Annotated in this window: 14 protein-coding genes and 1 riboswitch; of the genes, 7 read left to right on the top strand and 7 right to left on the bottom strand. The window is 58.3% G+C overall.

Annotated elements, in window-relative coordinates; genetic code table 11:
- Positions 1–3 precede the first annotated feature (3 nt).
- A complete protein-coding gene (locus GJU83_RS14805) occupies positions 4–435 on the top strand; it encodes a PAS domain-containing protein (protein ID WP_069185291.1) in 432 nt (143 codons plus the stop codon).
- Between the two features lie 5 nt (positions 436–440).
- Here GJU83_RS14805 and GJU83_RS14800 read toward each other — a convergent pair whose 3' ends face one another.
- Positions 441–974 (bottom strand): CIA30 family protein, encoded by a 534-nt coding sequence (locus GJU83_RS14800; protein ID WP_083231901.1) that lies wholly within the window; start codon positions 972–974, stop codon positions 441–443.
- Between the two features lie 243 nt (positions 975–1,217).
- On the opposite strand from GJU83_RS14800, the gene GJU83_RS14795 reads away from it, so the two are divergent.
- From GJU83_RS14795 to GJU83_RS14785, 3 genes are read left to right on the top strand one after another with little or no spacing between them, the layout of a single operon-like run.
- The gene (locus GJU83_RS14795; RefSeq protein WP_069185290.1) at positions 1,218–4,157 is read left to right on the top strand and encodes a coiled-coil domain-containing protein; all 2,940 of its coding nucleotides are present in this window, start codon (positions 1,218–1,220) and stop codon (positions 4,155–4,157) included.
- Positions 4,150–5,586 carry a hypothetical protein gene (locus tag GJU83_RS14790; RefSeq protein WP_069185289.1) on the top strand — a complete coding sequence of 479 codons (1,437 nt, stop codon included), beginning with the start codon at positions 4,150–4,152 and terminating at the stop codon, positions 5,584–5,586. Before GJU83_RS14795 ends, GJU83_RS14790 begins: the two co-directional genes overlap by 8 nt.
- Complete coding sequence (locus GJU83_RS14785) at positions 5,579–6,205, top strand: condensin complex protein MksE (RefSeq protein ID WP_227514632.1); 627 nt, start codon at positions 5,579–5,581, stop codon at positions 6,203–6,205. Before GJU83_RS14790 ends, GJU83_RS14785 begins: the two co-directional genes overlap by 8 nt.
- Before the next feature lie 10 nt (positions 6,206–6,215).
- Here GJU83_RS14785 and GJU83_RS14780 read toward each other — a convergent pair whose 3' ends face one another.
- Positions 6,216–7,922 carry a putative bifunctional diguanylate cyclase/phosphodiesterase gene (locus GJU83_RS14780; protein ID WP_069185287.1) on the bottom strand — a complete coding sequence of 569 codons (1,707 nt, stop codon included), beginning with the start codon at positions 7,920–7,922 and terminating at the stop codon, positions 6,216–6,218.
- Positions 7,923–8,118: 196 nt separating this feature from the next.
- A riboswitch (glycine riboswitch) is annotated at positions 8,119–8,211 on the top strand.
- Between the two features lie 162 nt (positions 8,212–8,373).
- On the opposite strand from GJU83_RS14780, the gene GJU83_RS14775 reads away from it, so the two are divergent.
- A complete protein-coding gene (locus GJU83_RS14775) occupies positions 8,374–9,594 on the top strand; it encodes a D-amino acid dehydrogenase (protein WP_064228003.1) in 1,221 nt (406 codons plus the stop codon).
- Here the strand turns inward: GJU83_RS14775 and GJU83_RS14770 are convergent.
- The 5 genes from GJU83_RS14770 to GJU83_RS14750 all read right to left on the bottom strand — a co-directional run bounded on the left by GJU83_RS14770 (position 9,575) and on the right by GJU83_RS14750 (position 15,800).
- Entirely contained in the window at positions 9,575–11,134 is a 1,560-nt protein-coding gene (locus GJU83_RS14770) for an FGGY-family carbohydrate kinase (RefSeq protein WP_069185286.1), read from the bottom strand. The two genes, GJU83_RS14775 and GJU83_RS14770, sit on opposite strands and share 20 nt — an antisense overlap.
- The gene (locus tag GJU83_RS14765; protein ID WP_069185285.1) at positions 11,124–12,725 is read right to left on the bottom strand and encodes a glycerol-3-phosphate dehydrogenase/oxidase; all 1,602 of its coding nucleotides are present in this window, start codon (positions 12,723–12,725) and stop codon (positions 11,124–11,126) included. Before GJU83_RS14765 ends, GJU83_RS14770 begins: the two co-directional genes overlap by 11 nt.
- Before the next feature lie 26 nt (positions 12,726–12,751).
- A complete protein-coding gene (locus tag GJU83_RS14760) occupies positions 12,752–14,356 on the bottom strand; it encodes an FAD-binding oxidoreductase (RefSeq protein WP_069185284.1) in 1,605 nt (534 codons plus the stop codon).
- Positions 14,357–14,478: 122 nt separating this feature from the next.
- A complete protein-coding gene (locus tag GJU83_RS14755) occupies positions 14,479–15,141 on the bottom strand; it encodes a transglutaminase-like cysteine peptidase (protein WP_069185283.1) in 663 nt (220 codons plus the stop codon).
- An 8-nt stretch (positions 15,142–15,149) separates the two neighbouring features.
- Positions 15,150–15,800 (bottom strand): type II secretion system protein N, encoded by a 651-nt coding sequence (locus GJU83_RS14750; RefSeq protein WP_069185282.1) that lies wholly within the window; start codon positions 15,798–15,800, stop codon positions 15,150–15,152.
- A gap of 166 nt (positions 15,801–15,966) precedes the next feature.
- Here GJU83_RS14750 and gspE point away from each other — a divergent pair, with 166 nt between their 5' ends.
- Both gspE and gspF read left to right on the top strand, forming a co-directional pair.
- Entirely contained in the window at positions 15,967–17,475 is a 1,509-nt protein-coding gene (gene gspE, locus GJU83_RS14745; RefSeq protein ID WP_153634632.1) for a type II secretion system ATPase GspE, read from the top strand.
- A gap of 3 nt (positions 17,476–17,478) precedes the next feature.
- Complete coding sequence (gene gspF, locus GJU83_RS14740) at positions 17,479–18,690, top strand: type II secretion system inner membrane protein GspF (protein WP_064227996.1); 1,212 nt, start codon at positions 17,479–17,481, stop codon at positions 18,688–18,690.
- Positions 18,691–18,745: the final 55 nt, after the last annotated feature.

Below are 18,745 nucleotides of genomic sequence, written 5' to 3'. Positions count from 1 at the left end.
CTGATGGTGTTTCAAAGCAAACGAAAGCAGGAACTGCAGGCCGCTCTGGAAAAGCTGGAGGCTGCCGAGAGCCGGGTGTCTGAACTGGAGGCCGATTGGCAGGCGATTCAGCGGTCAGTGGCAGTTGCGGTAATGAGCGGCGATGGACTGTTTGAGTCGGTCAGCGATGTCTTTCTGGAGTTGCTTGGCTACCAGGAGCAACAGCTGATTGGTAAGCATCATAGGGTGCTCTGCAAGCCTGAGGATGCGCGTGGTGAGGCGTACATCAGGTTCTGGCGTGAATTGGTTACAGGCCAGGTGCAACAGGGCCGATTCCTGAATCTTGGTGCAGACGGGCAGCCGGTCTGGCTGGAAGCTCGCTATTTACCGGTTCTGTCCGATAAGGGCATCGTAAAGCGCATTATCATGATCGCCAGCGGTACTACTGAAGCCTAGCCAGCTTAGCTCCGGAATAGCCGCCAGTCCTGCATGATCAGCTTGAATTCACCGGCCTGTCGCCCGGAAACGAACAGGCTCACTGACGCCAGGTTCCGGGTGTCCAGAGGCCCCCCATTCGCCACTGTCTTGCCGCGCCAGGTCGGTATGAAATCGCTGAAGGGAAGCCGTATGCGGCTCCAGTCTTCAGTGGCCGCTGTGAAGGTATGCTGGTATACGATGCTGCGCCGGTCTGTGCTGTTGCGAAGGCCGATCTTGTAGGTTTTGCCGTCGCCCCTGGCAAGAAGCTCGATACCGGTGTAGCTAGCTGCATCGAAAGGCTTCGGCAGGTCCGCTTTCACAGAGGCAAATCCGCCGCCGTTATCCAGTCGCACGGCGCCGTGAAAAAGACCGACGCCTTCCTCAGAGTGAGTCAGCGCACCATCAGACTGCCCGCCCATGACCTGGTCACCGAGCGAGTACCATTTCAGTCGCTCGTCCTGAATATCGAACGTAACCAGGGCAGATTTTCCGCAGCTGGTATTGAGTTGGTCTTTCATTGATTAACCTTCACGCGCTTTGCAAAGACTTAAGGTAGCATTCTGAATTCAAGGTCCCTGATACAGTATGCGCCTGATGACGTTACACTATTCGCCAAAGTTACGTTTATAAACACAGTTCGGAGTGTTTATCATGCGCAGGTCTGCAAATGTTCGCGACGGTGGCGGGCGGGCTCGGCCTTAATAACCTGGCAGAAGCCTTTCGATCGACCGGCAAATTCATGGAACAGGAGATGATTCTGGATGAGTGACTCCCAGGGGAGCCCATGTAATTTCAATTTTGGCATTCGCCGTCTGGTGTTGGTGGATTCCGCCGGCTTCTGTTACGTGGAAATTCCGGTGGATAACCACGGCCTGATCCTCGGGCCGGGCAATCTGGGCAAGTCCAGCCTTTTGAACAGCCTGCGTCTGTTTCTGCTGCCGGAAAACAACTTCAAGAACAGCCGCAAGAAATTTGCCTTCCGTAATGCCAGCGCCGGCAGCTTTTACACCAACGAGGAAAGCTACCAGCATTATTTCCCCAGCCAGTTCAGCTTCCTGATCATGGAAGCCGAGAACCCGGCCGGGGTGCATTGCCAGATCCTGTATCGGGACAGCGCCAGCCAGCTCAGTTATGGCCGGGCCTTTGTGCCGGTAAGCTACGATCAGCTGCGGCCACTGTTCTGGGATGGCGATGATGAGGACGGCATTGGCCGGGCGGTGCCGGAGTTGTCGTTCAGCCGCTTGTCCGAAAAGCTGAAAAAGCTCTCCAAAGAAACCCGGCTTGTGAATGACCCGGGCAAACTCAAACAGATGCTGTACAGCAGCGAGCTGATGAACGCCGATTCGGTGCGTTATTCCGTGCTGCCTCTGGGTGAGTCTGACGAACGCCGGGTGCAGTCGCTGCGCACGTTGATCCTGTTGCTGTTTGAAATGAAGGCGGACGATCAGGCCATGTCCAATGCGGTAGCCAGCATTATCGAGGCGGATAAGAAGTTTGCCGACGATGCCTTCGATTTCAACATCGACGACTTCCTCAACCGCCATGACCAGCTGAAGCAGCAGCAAACCCAGCTCAACCGGATCGAGAAAGAACGTTCGCGGTTTGAAAAGCTCGAAAAAGATTATCAGGCCTACCAGACGCTGCTTCGCAGCCAGCACGATTTCGCCGCGTTTCGGGACGGTGTGAGCCATGCGCTTCAGGATATAGGGGCACGGCGCAAAGCCGCGGTGGAAGCTTTCAATGAACAGAACGACACCCTTCGCCATGTTCTCCAGGCGCTGAAAAAGCTGGAGCAGGATGCCAGCGGCTTGAAGGGCGAGGTACGCTCTGCCGATCGGCGTATCAAGCAGGCGGAGCAGAACCAGAAAGATGGCGACCTGTTGTTGTCCCAGTATGGGGAGATGACCCTCCGGGAAATCGAGGATATCCAGAAGGAAGAGCTTGAGAGCAGGAAAGGCCACCTGGCCGCATTGAAGAGTGCCGCCCAGGCGGAAATCCGGCTGGAGCAGATCCAGAAGAAGAAACAGGAGCTGGAGCGCAAGCTGGAATCCCTGAAGGAACGGGAAAGCAAGCAACATTGGCAGCTGCAGAACCAGTTGGACGAAGCTACCGCTGCGCCGCTGCGGGCCGTGGATCCCCGTTTGGTCATGGCCAGCCCGGGCCGGGATCTGGATGCCGACAGCAAGGCGGCCATTGAGGCTTTCGCTCGGCTGTTCGTACCCAGTGATAAAGGCTTTGACTGGTTCGATACGGAATACCAGGCACAGCCGGCCCGACAGACGGACTTCGCCGAGCAGCGCCGGCATTTGGAAGGCGAGCTTCATGGCCTGGAAAAGGAACGGGCCGAGCTGGCAGACACCGCCAATCAGGAGCATGATCGGCCACGGTTGATCGAGCGCACCGAAAAAGAGATCCGCGCCATCGAAAAGGATCTCGAAACGCTCCAGCGGTATCCGGCCACCGCGACCACCCTGCGGGACGCCACTGAGGAGAAGCAGGCGGCGGAAGAACAATTGGCCAAACTGGAAGAACAGGCCCGGCTGGAGCAGGAGAAGCAGGATGCGGTTCAGCAGAAGGCCGCCAAAGCCAGGGCTGAGAAAGAGCGTATCGAAGAAAGAGAGCGGGAGCTGGCCGGCCTAAGCCGCAGCGTCGGCACGGTAGAGCACCGCTTCCCGCATCTGAAAGCTGTGGAAGCCGAACAGCCTTTGGACATCGAACAGGTGTCCGTCGCGGCCTTTGACGACCTTCAAATCCAGCTGGACGACCTGGAAGAGCGTCGGCGCAGCATCCTCGACCACCTTCGCCAGTTCGCGTATCTCGGCATCCACGAAGATACCGAAGGCGAGCTGCAGAAAGACAGCCCGGCGTCCTCCGCTATCCGGGAAACGTTTAAAAGCCTCTCAGACCTGTTCGCCGGCATGGCCGAGCGCTGGAATGTGCTGGAGCAGCAGGTGGGTATCCACAATGAAACCGTGGCCAGCTACCGGCAGGCCCTGAAATCCAACCACGAGCATATTGCCCGTTTCGAGGCGCAGCTGAACCGTGAGCTCGAAGGCGTGCGCATCAACGATCTGGTGGAAATCCGAGTGGATATTCACACCGATCCGAAATTCCGCAATCTGGTGGAAGAAGCCAACAACATCGACCCCTATGGCAACCAGCTGCAGTCCGATGCGTTCTACGATCGCTTGCGGGTGTTCGTGGCGGACTTTTTCGGGGAGGGCGGGAGCAAGCGCCTGACCATGGACAAGGTGATCACCGGCATTTCCTACCGCACTCGCAAGGAAAACGCCGCGAGCCTGGACAAGAAGGGCCAGTCCACGTCTACCACGGCGCTGATCAATCTGGAACTGGTGTACCGGCTGTTGAAACGCGTGTTGTATCCGGGTGTGCAGCTGTCTTTCCCCATGGTACTGGACGAGCTGGCCAGTGTGGACATCAGCCAGATGCCGTCACTGCTGGAGCGTCTCCGCAAGCAGGGCTTCAATCTGTTCTCGGCTGCCACCCACAGTGCCAGCGCGGAAGTGATTTACCTGATTGGCCGGCACCTGGAAGTGGGGCAGATGCGCACCGCGAAGCCTTACAGTCCGCAGCGAACGCTGGTGTTCTGGGGTGGGGCGGAAGGCTTCACTAACGGCGAGGCCATGAGCCACTGGGCGGACCAGACCCAGGCCAGCTTGATGGAGCCGGTGGATGAGTAAACGCTTCAGCACCCTGGACACCACTCGGCTGCTGTTCGAGCACCCGAAGATTCTGTTCCGGATGATTGAACGGATGGACCGGAACGAAGCCCGGTATATTCGTGAGAGCGATCTGGTGGCCGAGGTGATGGACTACACCCGCACCCTTGGCAATGCCGACCGGGACAGGGTGCGTTTTGCGCTAAATACCGACAATCTGTTCCGCAGTGGGCTGGTGATCGACATCATAAAGGCAGAGGGCGAGCGGCGTCTTGTGTTCCAGGATGCCATGATCAATCTGATGCGGGCCTGTAACGCCTCGCTGTACCAGGAACTGACGGATGCCCGCCTGCGTGGCCATCTGGTGACCCTGCGGGATGTGCGCAACCGGCTGGAAACCAGCAGTTTCAGCGACGCGGATCCGGACTACACCGAACTGCGGGATGATCTGAACGAGCGGGTCAGTCAGCTGATTGGGCTGTTGCGCCAGAATGTCCTGCGCATGCAGACCATCAGTGCGCAGCTCGCGGACCTGTCCGGCGACGCCAGCCGGGCGCCGGAGAAATTCCTGGAGTTCCGCCAGAATCTGTTTGAGCAGATCGTTACCCTGTACGAGCGCCACATCAAGCCGACCCTGGTGTTCCTGAATCCGGATACCCGACTGCCGGATGGCAGCAACCTGTTTGAGACCCTGGAAGCCATGGTTCGGCTGCTGGAAAGTCATGGTGATCACAGCCTGGCGGACCAGTTGTTCCGTTCCTCCATCAGCCTGAACGCCCTGTACAAACCCATTCAGGCGGTGGCTCAGGAGGTGGAGCACTTCCTGCGCAAGACTCGCCAGGGCATGGTCCAGTACAACGCCATGGAGCATTTCTACGGCAAGCTGCAGGAACTCAAGGGCGAAACCGAGACCCTCAGCCTGAAACGAAAGTGGCTGGAAGGTGGCGATTTTGCCCGTAGTACCGGTTTCCTGGTGGGTTTGCGGGCCCAGCAGCGCCCGAAACATTATGCCTTCGGTGAATCGTCCAGTTACTACCAGCTGTTGTTCAGCGAGCTGGAGCTGCGTCTGAATGATCTTCGTCGCAAAGCCGAGGTGCCGGTTCTCCAGGAAGTGGAGGGCAGTGGTCGCCACACCCGAATCGACGTCCAGCGCATCAACCAGCTCTATCAATGGCTGGAAACCCTGGAACTGCGGCCGACAAACGATCTGGTACGTGAGCTTCACGGGCGCCTGGACGGCTTTATTCCGGGCTATCGCTTTCCGGATTTACTGGCGGCCCTGAATCGGCTGGTCAATTCGCCGCCGGAGGGCCTGCAGGTGGTCACCACCAACCGTTTCCGAGTCCTGGATCAGTCATCAGACAGCGAGCAGTTTGTCTACCGCAAGCGCCGTCTGGAAACGACGGAAAGCAACGCCCCGGTCAATCAAGAAGAGCAACAGCATGCCTGACTTATCAGACGCGATGGATACCAACGAATCCGCCGATCAATCACAAACGTCGAGCAGCTTCGAACAGATCCTGCCGGCCCACAGCGCCGCGATCTACCGGGAATTCCAGGCCGGCCGGGTGATTGTGCGTGATGTGTGGGACAGCAACCGTTCCGAGCTGCGCGCCAACCCGCTTTACAATCTGTTGTACAACCATTTGTCCCATTTCCGAACCTTCTATGAGCACCTGGGCAGCGAGCTGGTGTTCAACGAAACCGGCGCGTTTTTCTTTCTCAAGGAAAGCAGCGACGACGAGAACGAGGAACACGATGAAAACGCCTTCCGGGTACAGGTGATCCTCCTGCTGATCGGGCGGTATTTCGCTCGCAGCGGGCGGGATCTTGAATACTTGGGGCGCCCCGATGCAGGGCTGAATGAGCAAGATCTGACGGCGTTGGCCAGTGATGAGGAGTATCAGGAGATCCTCCGGGCAGCCCGGTTCGAAAAAGGCGTGCCGGAAGCCCTGGACTACCTCGATAAGCGCCATCTTATGTTCCGTGCCGGTGCAGGGCGGTGTTTCCTGAGTTCTGCCGGCGTGTATTTCCTGCAGGAACTGGTTCGGGAATACGAGCAGGGATAAGGTTTTCTGGTCAGAAGCTTGCCAGGAACTCTTCCATCTTTTGGGCCGGCATCGGCTTGGCATACAGAAAACCCTGGGCGAGATCACAGCCCAGGTCTGTCACCAGCTGGGCCTGTTCATCCGTTTCAACGCCCTCCACAAGCACGCTCAACCCCAGACTGTGTCCGACCGTGATCATGGCCTCCATGATGGCCATATCGGCGTTGTTCTGCATCGCATGCTGGAGGAAGCTCCGGTCGATTTTTATGCCACAGACCGGGAGTTTTCTGAGATAGACGAGCGATGAGTATCCGGTGCCGAAATCATCGATGGAAATATGCAAGCCAGCCTCTTTCAGTTTTTCGAGTTGTCTGGTCTGGTTCTCATCACTGCCGAAAACCTCATTCTCGGTCAGCTCAACCCCTAACTGATGCGGCTCTAGTTCATAACGTTTCAGGGTTTCGAGAATGTGGTTGGCAAGGTGTGGATTCGTGAGCTGACGTCCCGACAGGTTGATATCAACCCGCAGGTTCTCCAGAGGCGTTTTTTTCCAGGCGTTGAGCTGTTTGCATGCCGCTTCGATCACCCAGTCGCCAATCCGGTTAATGAGGCCGGACTTCTCTGCCACCGGAATAAAAATGGCGGGCGAAACGGCCCGTGATTGACCGTTAAAACACCGAAGAAGCGCCTCACAGGAGTCACTTTTTCGTTCGCTGAGGCTGATCTGGGGCTGAAACACCAATTCCAGTCCATCGTTGTTCAGGGCGTCCCGGAGCAGGTTGGTGATTTCCTGGTATTGCACCAGTCGATCATTGATATCGGGGGTATAGAAACAGAGGCCGTTCTTGCCGGTTTCTTTGGCCTGGTACATGGCCGCATCTGCATTGCCCATAAGCTCCGCCACGGTGGTGCCATTGTGCGGAAACAGGCTGACACCGAAACTGGCGGTAACCTGGTAACAGTCGCCTTCCAGGTGAACTTGATGTTCCAGGGCATCAATCAAACGACAGATCAGCTCATGCAGAGCTTCGGGGCCATCGAAGTCGAAGATCAGGAGAACAAATTCGTCTCCACCAAATCGACTCAGCAGGTCACCGCCCCGTAATTCGGCCCTCAAGGTTTCCGCCACAGCTTTCAGGAGGCTGTCACCGTGATGATGGCCCAGCGTATCGTTGATGATCTTGAAATTGTCCAGATCGATGAAAACGACCGCCAGTTCCTGTTGCAGGCGATCCGCCTCTTCGAGTCGGCTCGACAACTCCGCTTCCATGAAATGCCGGTTCGGTAGTCCGGTCAGGTCGTCAAAACTCGCTCGCCGGTATAGCTCATCTCTGGCACGCTTCTGTTCTTCCAGGCTGATGTCGATACAGAACATCTCACAGGCACCGCTCTCCTGTTTGATCATGACATGGCTGGAGTAAACGGGAACCAGGTGTCCTTCTTTATGCTTGAGTTCGAGTTCGTCGGAAGGAATGCTGATGTTGTTTTCAAGCCAGTCGCGATGCGCTTCAATGACGCCCTCACGCATGTGATCGGGAATGACCAGGTCTTCCAGTAACTGTCCGAGTGCTTCCTCTCGGGAGTAGCCGTAAAGACGGGCGCTGGCATCGTTCCAATAAATGACCCGGCGCTGTCTGTCGTAACCCTGGACAGCGATCATTGGCAGACTCTCAATCAGCTCGTAGAACCTGCTTTCACCATCTTCTATCGCTGATCGAAATCCTTGTCTTTGTCCCATTGCGGGTAAGCATCCTCTTGGTTAGCGACTGGTGCACCGCAAAGCGATGATGCGATTGAACTGATCATAGTTCGGGGCCGGCGTGTTATCTAGTTGATTTGCTTAGTGGCAGGGTGAATGCTTTGCAGCGGCTGGTTTCCTGGCTCCGGGTTATTTGCTATGTTTAGGCCCGTGGGTTGGGTTTTATTACCAATCAGACATGTCTGCGGGAGAGACTGAATCCCTTGCGATCAGCGCCGAAGGAGCAACTGCCCCGGAAACTCTCAGGCAAAAGGACCGCTGACATGAATACTTTCCGAAGAGCTGTCGACAATCGCGTCAGTCGGCACACCGAAGGAGCAAGCGGCTGGTTTTGTTGAACCGACCGTGAATCTCTCAGGTCCCGTGACGGAAGGGGTGCTTTCTGCTATTTCGAGCAGGGAGGAAACCCTTGGCGCTCACGGAGATTGGAATGAAGCGAATTGCAGTTATCGGCGGTGGCATTACCGGTATTACCACAGCCTACACCCTTGCCAAGCGCGGGCTTGACGTTACGGTTTACGAGAAACACCGCTATGCGGCGATGGAAACCTCTTTCGCCAACGGTGGGCAGCTTTCTGCCTCTAACGCGGAGGTCTGGAACAACTGGCAGACCGTTATGAAGGGCATCAAATGGATGTCCCGCCGGGATGCGCCACTGCTGGTCAACCCAAAGCCTTCCTGGCACAAACTGAGCTGGTTCGCCGAGTTCATCGCCGCAATTCCCCAGTACGAGAAAAACACCACGGAAACCGCCCGTCTGGCCATTGCTGCCCGCGACCACCTGTTTGCCTGGGCGCAGGAAGAGGGCATCGATTTCGATCTGAAGAAGCAGGGCATCCTGCACATATACCGGGACAAGGCTGGCTTCGATCACGCGGCCAAAGTGTCTCGGCTTCTGGCCGCTGGCGGCCTTGAGCGCCGTTCGGTTACCCCGGAGGAAATGAAATCCATCGAGCCGACCCTGGCCGGTACCTACTACGGCGGTTTTTTCACCGAGAGTGACTCCACCGGTGACATTCACAAGTTCACCAACGGCCTGGCCGACGCCATCCAGCGCCTTGGCGTAAAAACCTGTTATGGCCATACCGTGACCGAGCTGAGCGCCGATGAGCGTAATGCCTGGGTGACCGCCCATGACGGCAACGAGCAAACCCGGGATACCTTCGACGGGGTGGTGATCTGTGCCGGCGTAGGCAGTCGCGGGCTCGCGAAAAAGCTGGGTGACCGGGTGAATATCTACCCGGTGAAGGGGTACTCCATTACCGTAGAGCTGGAAGACGAAGCCTCGCAAAAGGCGGCACCCACTGTCAGTCTGCTGGATGACGCCACCAAGATCGTCACCAGTCGCCTGGGCGATGGCCGTTTCCGCGTTGCCGGTACTGCCGAGTTCAGCGGCTACAATCGCGATATCAAGGACGACCGAATCCGCCCGCTGACCCGTTGGGTTGAGCAGTGCTTCCCGGGAGTCTGTACTCGCAAGGTAGTTCCCTGGGCCGGATTGCGGCCAATGCTACCGAACATGATGCCCAGGGTTGGGCCAGGGCGCCTGCCAACCGTGTTTTACAATACCGGGCACGGCCACCTTGGCTGGACCCTCTCCGCAATTACCGCTGAAATGGTCGCGGAGCGTGTTACCGGGGATAGCCGGTAATCTCCCGGATTTTCCGGTAGAGGGGTTGGAGCTGGGGGTACATCCGCAGGTACACCTCGGAATAGAGCCTCTGGTACAGGGCCCGGGTTTCTTCGTTGGGATGGAAAACGTCGCCAACCCGGGTCATGTTTGTCACTGCCGTGTCGAAGTCCGGATGCAGGCCCAGGCCTACCGCCGCATCAATGGCGGCACCGAGCCCGGAGGTCTCAAAGGTATGAGGCCTCTCTGCCGGTAATCCGAACACATCGGCGGTTAACTGCATGGCGGCATCACTCTGGGAGCCGCCACCTGCCACCCTGAGCTTCCGGATCTTCACGCCACTTCGTTTTTCGATTTTTTCCTTTCCTTCCCTCAGTGCATAGGCAAGGCCTTCAAGGATCGCGCGGTATATGTGCGAGCGGGTGTGAACATCCCCGAATCCAATGATCGAGCCTTTTGCTTCCGGCCCTGGCTGACGTACACCGGGTGACCAGTAGGGCTGGAGCATCAGGCCCATGGATCCCGGGGGAACGGCCTTGACCAGTTCATCGAACAGCGCTTCGGGTTCGATGCCTCTTTCTTCGGCGATTTTCCGCTCCCGAAGTCCGAACTCCCGCTTGAACCAGCTCACCATCCAGAAACCCCGGTAGATCATCACTTCCGTGGAATAGTGACCGGGCAGTGCAGAAGGATAGGGCGGCATCAGCCGGATAGGTTCCACGTAGCGCTTGCTGGTGGTGTTGATGGTGGCGGTGGTGCCGTAACTCATGCAGCCGATGTCCGGTGTCAGTCCGCCGGAGCCGAGTATCTCGCAGGCTTTGTCGGAGGCGGCTGCGATAACGGGCAGGCTTTTTTGCAAGCCGAGGTGTCGGCAGGCTTCGTCGGTCAGATGCCCCAATGTTTTCCCGGGCGCCACCAGTTCCGGCAGCATGGAACGCTCGACCGGCATGGTCTGCCATTTGAAATCCCGTTGGCCGGCCCAGCGGTGCTTCTTGTAGTCGAAGGGCAGGTATCCGACCTGGCTTCCGGTGGAATCCCTGAATTCTCCTGTTAGCCGGTACGTGAGGTAGCCCGAGAGCAAGAGAAAGTGTCGGGTTTTTGCCCAGATCTCGGGTTCATTCTGGGCAACCCAGTTAGCCTGGGTCTTCTCCCGGAACCGGTTGATGGTGTCTTCCAGTCGGGCCAGTTTGAACAGCCATCCCCAGGGCCCTTTGACCGGGCCATCAACTCTGGCATGTCGCTGGTCGAGCCAGATGATCGCGGGGCGCAGCGGCTGGCCGTTTTCATCAAGATTGATCACGGTGCCCCGTTGGGTGGTCACGGTGACCCCGGCAACCTGATCCGGCGTTGCCTCTGTTGAATTCCAGAGCAGCTTGCAGGCTTCCCCGAGCTGTTCCCAGAAATAATCCGGATGCTGCTCGGCCCAGCCGGGTTCCCGCGAGAAGTAGGGCTCGATTTCCTGTTTGCCTTTGCCCACCAGGTTGCCGCGGGTATCAAACAACAGCGCGCGAACGCTCTGGGTGCCATTGTCGATGGCCAGAATCAGTGAATCAGCCGGCATCGGACGGCTCCCCCGACGGCATCGAATAGGCATTGTGATAGATCGACAGGTAGCGGGCCTGTTCATCGTCCCAGCGCTGGTCATCCCAGCCAAGCAGGGGTTGGCAGTGCCTGCGGATCTCCGGCAGAAGGCTTTCGGCCGCGCTCGGAAGCACCAGGCCCAATCGGGTTCGGCGCAGGAGCAGGTCATCCAGGTGCCGCACATCTTCCTTCCGGCAGGCCCAGCAGAGCTCTGCCCAAAGCAACTCGGAAGCCTTGTGAGCAGTAACAGCTTCCAATGATCCAGCTGCAAGGACCTCGTCAAGCTCGGGGCCATAGAACCCCTGGAGCCGTTGCCAGCACTGATGGCTGATTGCGGCTGGCCTTGCCGAACCTTGTTCTGGCTGGAATACCGGCTCGGATTCTGGCCGCAGAACCGTGGCGGCGTCTCCGCCAAGTCCCCGGGTGAGCGCTTCCCGGGCGATCACCCGGAAGGTGGTGAGCTTGCCCCCGGCAATGCTGACCAGACCCCGGTCTACCCTGAGTTCGTGTTCCCGGTTTTCCTTCGAGGGCGCTTTGCCCGTGCCGTCGGTTACCACGGGCCGCACCCCGGCCCAGGTTGAGAGAATGTCCTCGCGGGCAATGGGGCTTCCCGGAAACAGCCGTGACGCGACCTCAAGCAGATAGGCGGTCTCTGCTTCGGAGATAACCGGTTCCTGATCAAGATCGCCTTCATGATCTATATCGGTAGTGCCGAGAACGGTTGTGCCGAGCCAGGGGAAGGCGAACACCGGACGACCATCCTCAGGATGGAATAGGGAAACTGAACAGGACACCGGCAGGCAGGACCACGGGAGGACTAGATGGCTGCCGCGCAGGGGCCGGATGTGCATGGTGTCCCCGGTAGTCTTGTCGGATTGCAGCCGGTCTGCCCACGCGCCGGTGGCATTGATCACCAGGGGCGCGGAAATCATGATGAGCGCATCGTCTTCCTCTGGCTGAATCAGTAATCCAGACACCTTTCCGTCATCGCTGCGCTTTACTTCCGTCGCACGGGTGTAGTTCAGGCACAGGGCTCCATCACGTCGGGCTTCGGCAATCAGGCGCAGCACCAGTCTGGAGTCGTCGGTAACCGCGTCGGTAAAACCACTGGCGCCGGCAAGTTTTTCGCTGGTCAGGCCAGGCACCCAGAGAATGGATTCCGCCGGGGTCAGAAAGTGGCGGCTGCGATTGCGGGCAATAAAGTCGTAAACCCGGAGCAGCGTCTGAAACAGGCGCGGTCCGGGGAACTGGCCTTTGAAATGCGGCATGATGAAGCGCAGGGGGTCAATCAACCCCGGTGCTTCCGTCATCAGCCGTTCCCGCTCGCGCACAGCATCCCGGGTAAGACCGTAATGGCCGCTGCCCAGGTACCGAAGGCCGCCGTGGACCATCTTGGAGGAGCGGCTGGAGGTTCCCCAGGAGAAATCCTTCTGTTCCACCAGAAGGGTGCGCAGGCCGCTGCCCGCTGCTTCCCGGGCCACGCCGGCACCGGTGATGCCGCCGCCGACCACCACCACATCAAATTCGGTTGTCCCTGAACGCAGCGCATTGAGGCTTTCAGTCCGGGTCATAACGAGGCTCCCATTCGGCGTTGTGCTCACTTCACCAGGGTTTCCGGGTTCAGGATGGTATTGGGGTCAAAGGTGTTGCACAGGGATCGGATGGCGAGCATTCCCAGTTCGCCTTTCTCCACCGGCAGATAGGGCGCGTGATCCTTGCCAACACCGTGCTGGTGGCTGATGGTGCCGCGGTTTTTCACGATCAGTTCAGAGGTTGTGGTCTTGAGCTTTTGCCAGCGCGCGAGTGTTTCCTCGTAGCTGTCGGCCACCCGGAACACGTACGTGGTGTAAATGCTGCAGCCCTGGCTGTAAAAGTGCGACAAATGGGTGAATACGTGGGTGTTCTCCTGCTGGTCGGTCAGTCCCTCCCGTAGATTGGTCTCGATCAATCCCAGGAGATTGTCGACGTTGTCCCAATCGGTGGCCGTCTCCAGAGTGTCGACGGCGTAGCCCATTTGCCAGAGGGCTTCCCTCAGATAGGGCATGGTGAAACGCTTGGCTGCCCATTTATCGCCGAGCCGGGTGCCGGTATAGACGCCATTCTGGGCCTTACAGATGCTTCGGGCCTCTTTGAGGGCGTTCCGGGTCTGGCGCCGGGTGCCGGTGATGCCGAAGGTCATCATGCACTTTCCGGTGCCTGCGCCACGGAGTGACAGAAAGCGCTCGAGCATGCCGATCAGTCTGGGGTGGCCGGCCAGGGCGAGCTGGGTTTCCGTTTCTACCGCATTACTGAGCCTGAGCATCGAGAGTTGCGTGCGGTTCTGCACCAGCTGGCGGCTGGCAGTCCGGGCACTGTCCCAGTCAGGGAAAAACACCACGTGAAAACTTTCGTCTTCGGGAAGCGGGGTTACCCGAACCTTCACTTCGGTGATCAGCCCGATGCGGCCTTCGGAGCCCAGAATCATTTCGCGGATATCCGGGCCGGCGCTGGAAGCCGGAATGGTAGGCAGATCAAGGGTGCCTTGCAGGGTTTCGACCCGGCCGCCAGCAAACAGTTGTTCAATTCGCCCATAGCGAAGGGATTGCTGGCCACTGGAGCGGGAGGCCACCCAGCCGCCCACGGTGGATAGCTCAAACGACTGTGGGAAATGCCCGAGGGTAAAGCCGTGGGCCCGGAGTTGGGACTCGACCAGTGGGCCAGGCGTACCCGCGCCGAAGGTTGCGATCTGGCTTTCCCGGTCCAGATCCATCAGGCGATTCATCTTGCCCATATCCACGGTCAGCACGGGCTTGCCTTTGTCCAGCGGGTTGATATGCCCAGCCACACTGGTGCCACCACCGTAGGGAATCAGATGAATGTACTGCTCGGCGGCCCAGGCGAGCAAAGCCTGAACTTCGTCGCTGGTGGTAGGGAAAGCAACGCCATCAGGAAACACGCCAAATTCGCCACTGCGCATGGCCAGCCAGTCAGCGAGGCTCTGGCCCCGGGCATGCCGCACCCGGGCTTCCGGGGTTGTGTCGATCAGTGATTCCAGTTCTGCCGGCGGTTCCAGCCTGGAATCCGGCACTTTGGCGCAGACTGACTCCAGAGTGGCGTCGGCCAGAGGGCGGCCGTTTCCAATCCGCGAAGCCAGAAAATCCTGGCCCTGTTCCGGCATTGCCAGGTTGAATCTTTCATCGCCCCAGCCGTTCCAGCGTCGCATGTGTTTCATTCTCCTGATTAAAAAGCAGTGTGGCGCATTCTAGCGGGTCCGGGCCTACTGCAGATGTCGCTTGGCGCCAGTCGCGCTGTCATTTGCCGCCAGCAGATTCGTTGAAATGGGGGTCAGGGCCGGAGTGATTCGGTCAGCCGGCTGTTCAGATCCTGCCACCGGGAAAGCCGTCCTGCTTCCCCGATCCGTTTGCGGGCTCCGCCGGATCGATTGAGCCAGAGGCCTTCGCCATTGAAGCTATAAACCGGTTCAAGATCAGTGCGTTGAGAGGCAGGTTTAATGTCATTTATAAGATTGTCCAGAATGAGCGGGTCCGCGTCTGGCTCCGGGTACCATGCCAACACCATGTGGGCCTGATTCAGCTCCAGTGCTTTGACATACACAATCCGCAACTGGTCATCGGGAACACCCATGGATTTGAGGGTCAGATATTTCGCGATCGAAAAATCTTCGCAATCGCCGCCATTCGTGGTGAGCAATTCCACTGGCGTTGCCCAGTAGTCTTCCTCGCCCCAATGGCGGATATCGCTGACGAAAGCAACCCTGTTGAAGAAGGAGTTGACCAGTCGAAGCTGCCGGTCGACGGGGGCGTTTGAGGCAAGGGCATGAAGGCGCTGCCAGTTTTCGAGGCGCTGTTGGGCCTCGGTGCCGAATTCCTCCTGCACATAGTTCATCAGGCGGGAACTGAGCTCAAAGGCACCCACAACGGAAACTGCCAATAATAGCGCCGGCAGAAGGCTGGAACGGCGGCGTATCTGGATAGCGGCCGTTTCCATAGCGCGCCTCAGTTATTGTTCCGTAGGCGTTCCCTGAGCTGCTCAAGGCGCCGGCGGATTTCCTCCCGGCGCTGCTCATCGCTGATGGCGGAGGCGGGCGCTCTTGAGGGCGAGGGGGTGGCAGCCTGTTGCGTTGCAGGCGTGGACGATTCCTGTTCGTCCGCTGTGAAGGAGATGCCGCTGCGGTCTTCGGATTCCGGGAAATACAGGTTCTCGAGTTTGCCGGAGCGTTCAATGATCACACGGTTCGGGTGGACCGAGCGCAGCTTGGCATTGCCAGGCAATTCATCACCCACCAGGTAGGCTTCGGTGTTACTTTTGTCATCTTCGATCAGAGCGCTGCCGGGGAATTCTCCATCAGCTGCCAGAACACCGCGGAGAAACAATCGAAGGTTGGTTTCCGGCAGGTTCTCGGTATCCATTTCCGCCGGCGCGGCTTCACCCGATGCGGCCCCGAACAGGTCCAGGGACGACAGGTTTACGCTCGGTGGCTCACGGCTGGCAGCCGGATCTGTGAGCAATGGCTGCGCAGTGTCGTAGTTTCCTCGTTGGCTTTCCATTTGCCAGAAGCGGTAACCCTGCCAGGCTGTCAGAGCCACCATGGCAGCCCCTGCCACAAGCGCAAGAATCAGGGGAAGCCGTTCATTGTTTAGGAGCATTGATCATCCTGAATGCAAGTTTGTGGGCCGGGAAAAAGCTCACAGGTTATCAGACTGCAACGTTTTATTGGCAGTATAGTGTATAGAGTTATTCAGCGGGTCCATATCCTGTGGTAGCCTTTCTGAATTAGTTGAATCGAAAAGGGTTTCACGAACGAGGACGACCTTGGACACAGATACTGAACTTCAGCCGCAGGATGCTCCGCTGGGCCGTCTTCCGTTTACTTTCGCCAAGCGCAACGGAGTAATCCTGACCCGTTCGGATGCCGGTGAACCGGTTATTCTGGTTCGCCCCGGTGCGTCCCATTCAGCCCTTGCGGAAGCGAACCGAATCAGTGGCGGCCGGGCCCGTTTCGCCACCATTGACCCGGATCGATTCGATCAGGCCCTGAACTCCGCCTACCAGAACGATTCCGCCGAAGCCATGCAGATGGTGGAGGGCATCGGCGACGATATGGATCTGGCCTCCCTTGCGGACTCGGTACCGGAAACCGAGGATCTGCTGGAGCAGGAAGACGATGCTCCGATCATCCGTCTGATCAATGCCATTCTCACCGAAGCGGTGAAAACCAGCGCCTCGGACGTTCACATAGAAACCTATGAAAAGCGGCTGGTGGTTCGCTTCCGGGTGGATGGCGTGCTGCGGGAAGTCGTGGAACCCAAACGGGCCCTGGCGCCTTTGCTGGTGTCCCGGATCAAGGTTATGGCGAAGCTGGATATTGCCGAGAAGCGGGTGCCCCAGGATGGCCGTATCGCTCTCAGGGTAGCCGGAAGGGAAGTGGATATTCGTGTGTCGACCATGCCGTCTTCAAGTGGTGAGCGGGTGGTTCTACGTTTGCTGGACAAACAGGCCGGTGCCATAAGGCTGGAATCCCTGGGTATGGCGGGGCGGGACCTGAAAGTTCTGCGCAAGCTGATTTACCGGCCCTATGGCATCCTGCTGGTAACCGGCCCGACCGGTTCTGGTAAGTCCACCACGCTCTATGCCTCGCTGCAGGAAATCAACGATCGCAGCCGCAACATCCTGACCGTTGAAGACCCCATTGAATATAACCTGCCAGGCATTGGCCAGACCCAGGTCAACACCAAAGTAGACATGACCTTTGCCCGCGGCCTTCGGGCCATTCTGCGTCAGGACCCCGACGTGGTGATGATTGGTGAGATCCGGGACCTGGAGACGGCAGAGATCGCGGTTCAGGCGAGTCTGACCGGCCATTTGGTTCTTTCCACATTGCACACCAATACGGCCGTTGGTGCCATTACCCGGCTTATGGACATGGGCATCGAGCCGTTCCTGATTTCCTCAAGCCTGGTGGGCATTGTCGCCCAGCGGCTGGTCCGGGTTCTGTGCAAGGAATGCCGGGAGCCCTACACGCCAACCGAAGAGCACTGCGAGTTCCTGCAACAGGACCCCGCCAATCCGCCCACCATTTATCGGGCAATGGGTTGCAGCCACTGCAACCAGCTGGGTTACCGCGGGCGTATCGGTATCTATGAGGTGGTGGAGATCTCCGAGGAAATCAGCGCTCTGATTCACAAGCGGGCTGGTGAACTGGACCTTGAAAAGGTGGCGCGCCAGCATGGCCCGAGTATTCACGCAGATGGCGTGCAGAAGATACTGGATGGTGTGACAACGGTGGAAGAAGTGCTCCGCGTTACACACCGGGGTCAGTAAGCCATGCCTGCATACGAATACAAGGCGCTAGATGCCCGCGGCAAGCAGAAACATGGTGTGGTCGAGGCGGATGCCCCGAGAGCCGTTCGCCAGCAGTTGCGGGAGCGCGGCCTGACGCCACTGGCGGTTGAGCCGGCAGCAGAAAAGCAGGCCCGAAGCAATCCCCTGAGCAGCCGGGGCTCCCTGGCGGCTGCCGACCTGGCCCTGGTCACCCGCCAGTTGGCAACGCTGATTCAATCGGGTATTCCCATCGAGCAGGCACTTTCTGCCGCCGCGCAGCAGTCCCCGAAGCCAAGAATTCGGAGCATGCTGATCGCTATCAGGGCCAAGGTCATGGAAGGCTACACCCTGGCGGACAGCCTGGGCGAGTTCCCGCGCGCGTTTCCGAGGCTTTATCGGTCCACCGTTGCCGCGGGCGAGCACGCCGGCCATCTGGACCTGGTGCTCAACCGGCTGGCGGATTACACGGAAAGCCGTCAGGAGGCACGCCAGAAGATTCAGCTGGCGGCAATCTATCCCATCATTCTGAGTATCGTCGCCATAGCCATCGTGGTGTTCCTGCTCACCTACGTGGTGCCGGATATCATTGATGTGTTTCTCAAGCAGGGGCAGGAGTTACCAACGCTGACCATGGCGATGCTGGCAGTGTCGGAATTTCTGGCGGATTACGGTGTCTACCTGTTTATACTGCTGGTTGCGGCGCTGATGGTGTTCCGTTTTTTCCTGACCAAACCCGGATTCCGGCTGCGGTTTCACAAGCGTCTGCTACATCTGCCCCTGTTCTCCGGGATGGTTCGTGGGGTAAACACCGCCCGGTATGCCAGCACCTTGAGTATTCTGACTACCAGTGGTGTGCCGCTGGTAGAAGCGATGCGCATTGCCGGTGAGGTGCTCTCCAACGATTTTCTCAGGCAGGAATTGAGGGACGCGGCCAGGAAAGTGAGTGAAGGCGGCTCGTTGCACCGTTCCCTGGATCAGACCGGGTATTTCCCGCCGATGATGCTTCACATGATCGCCAGCGGGGAGGCCAGTGGTGAACTGGACAGTATGCTGGAGCGGACCGCCCGAATGCAGGAAAACACCCTGCAGTCCAAGATAGCCGCGATCGTAGGGCTGTTTGAGCCCATGATGCTACTGGTAATGGGCGTAGTGGTGCTGATCATCGTGCTGGCCATCATGTTACCGATACTGAATATGAGTAATCTCGTGGGATGACACCCATGCCGGATTGTCAGTAGACGAATCCGAACTGAAAGCAATCAATGCCAAC

The sequence above is a fragment of the Marinobacter salsuginis genome (assembly GCF_009617755.1).
Classification (GTDB): domain Bacteria; phylum Pseudomonadota; class Gammaproteobacteria; order Pseudomonadales; family Oleiphilaceae; genus Marinobacter; species Marinobacter salsuginis.
This window is presented reverse-complemented; position numbering and strand designations above follow the sequence as displayed.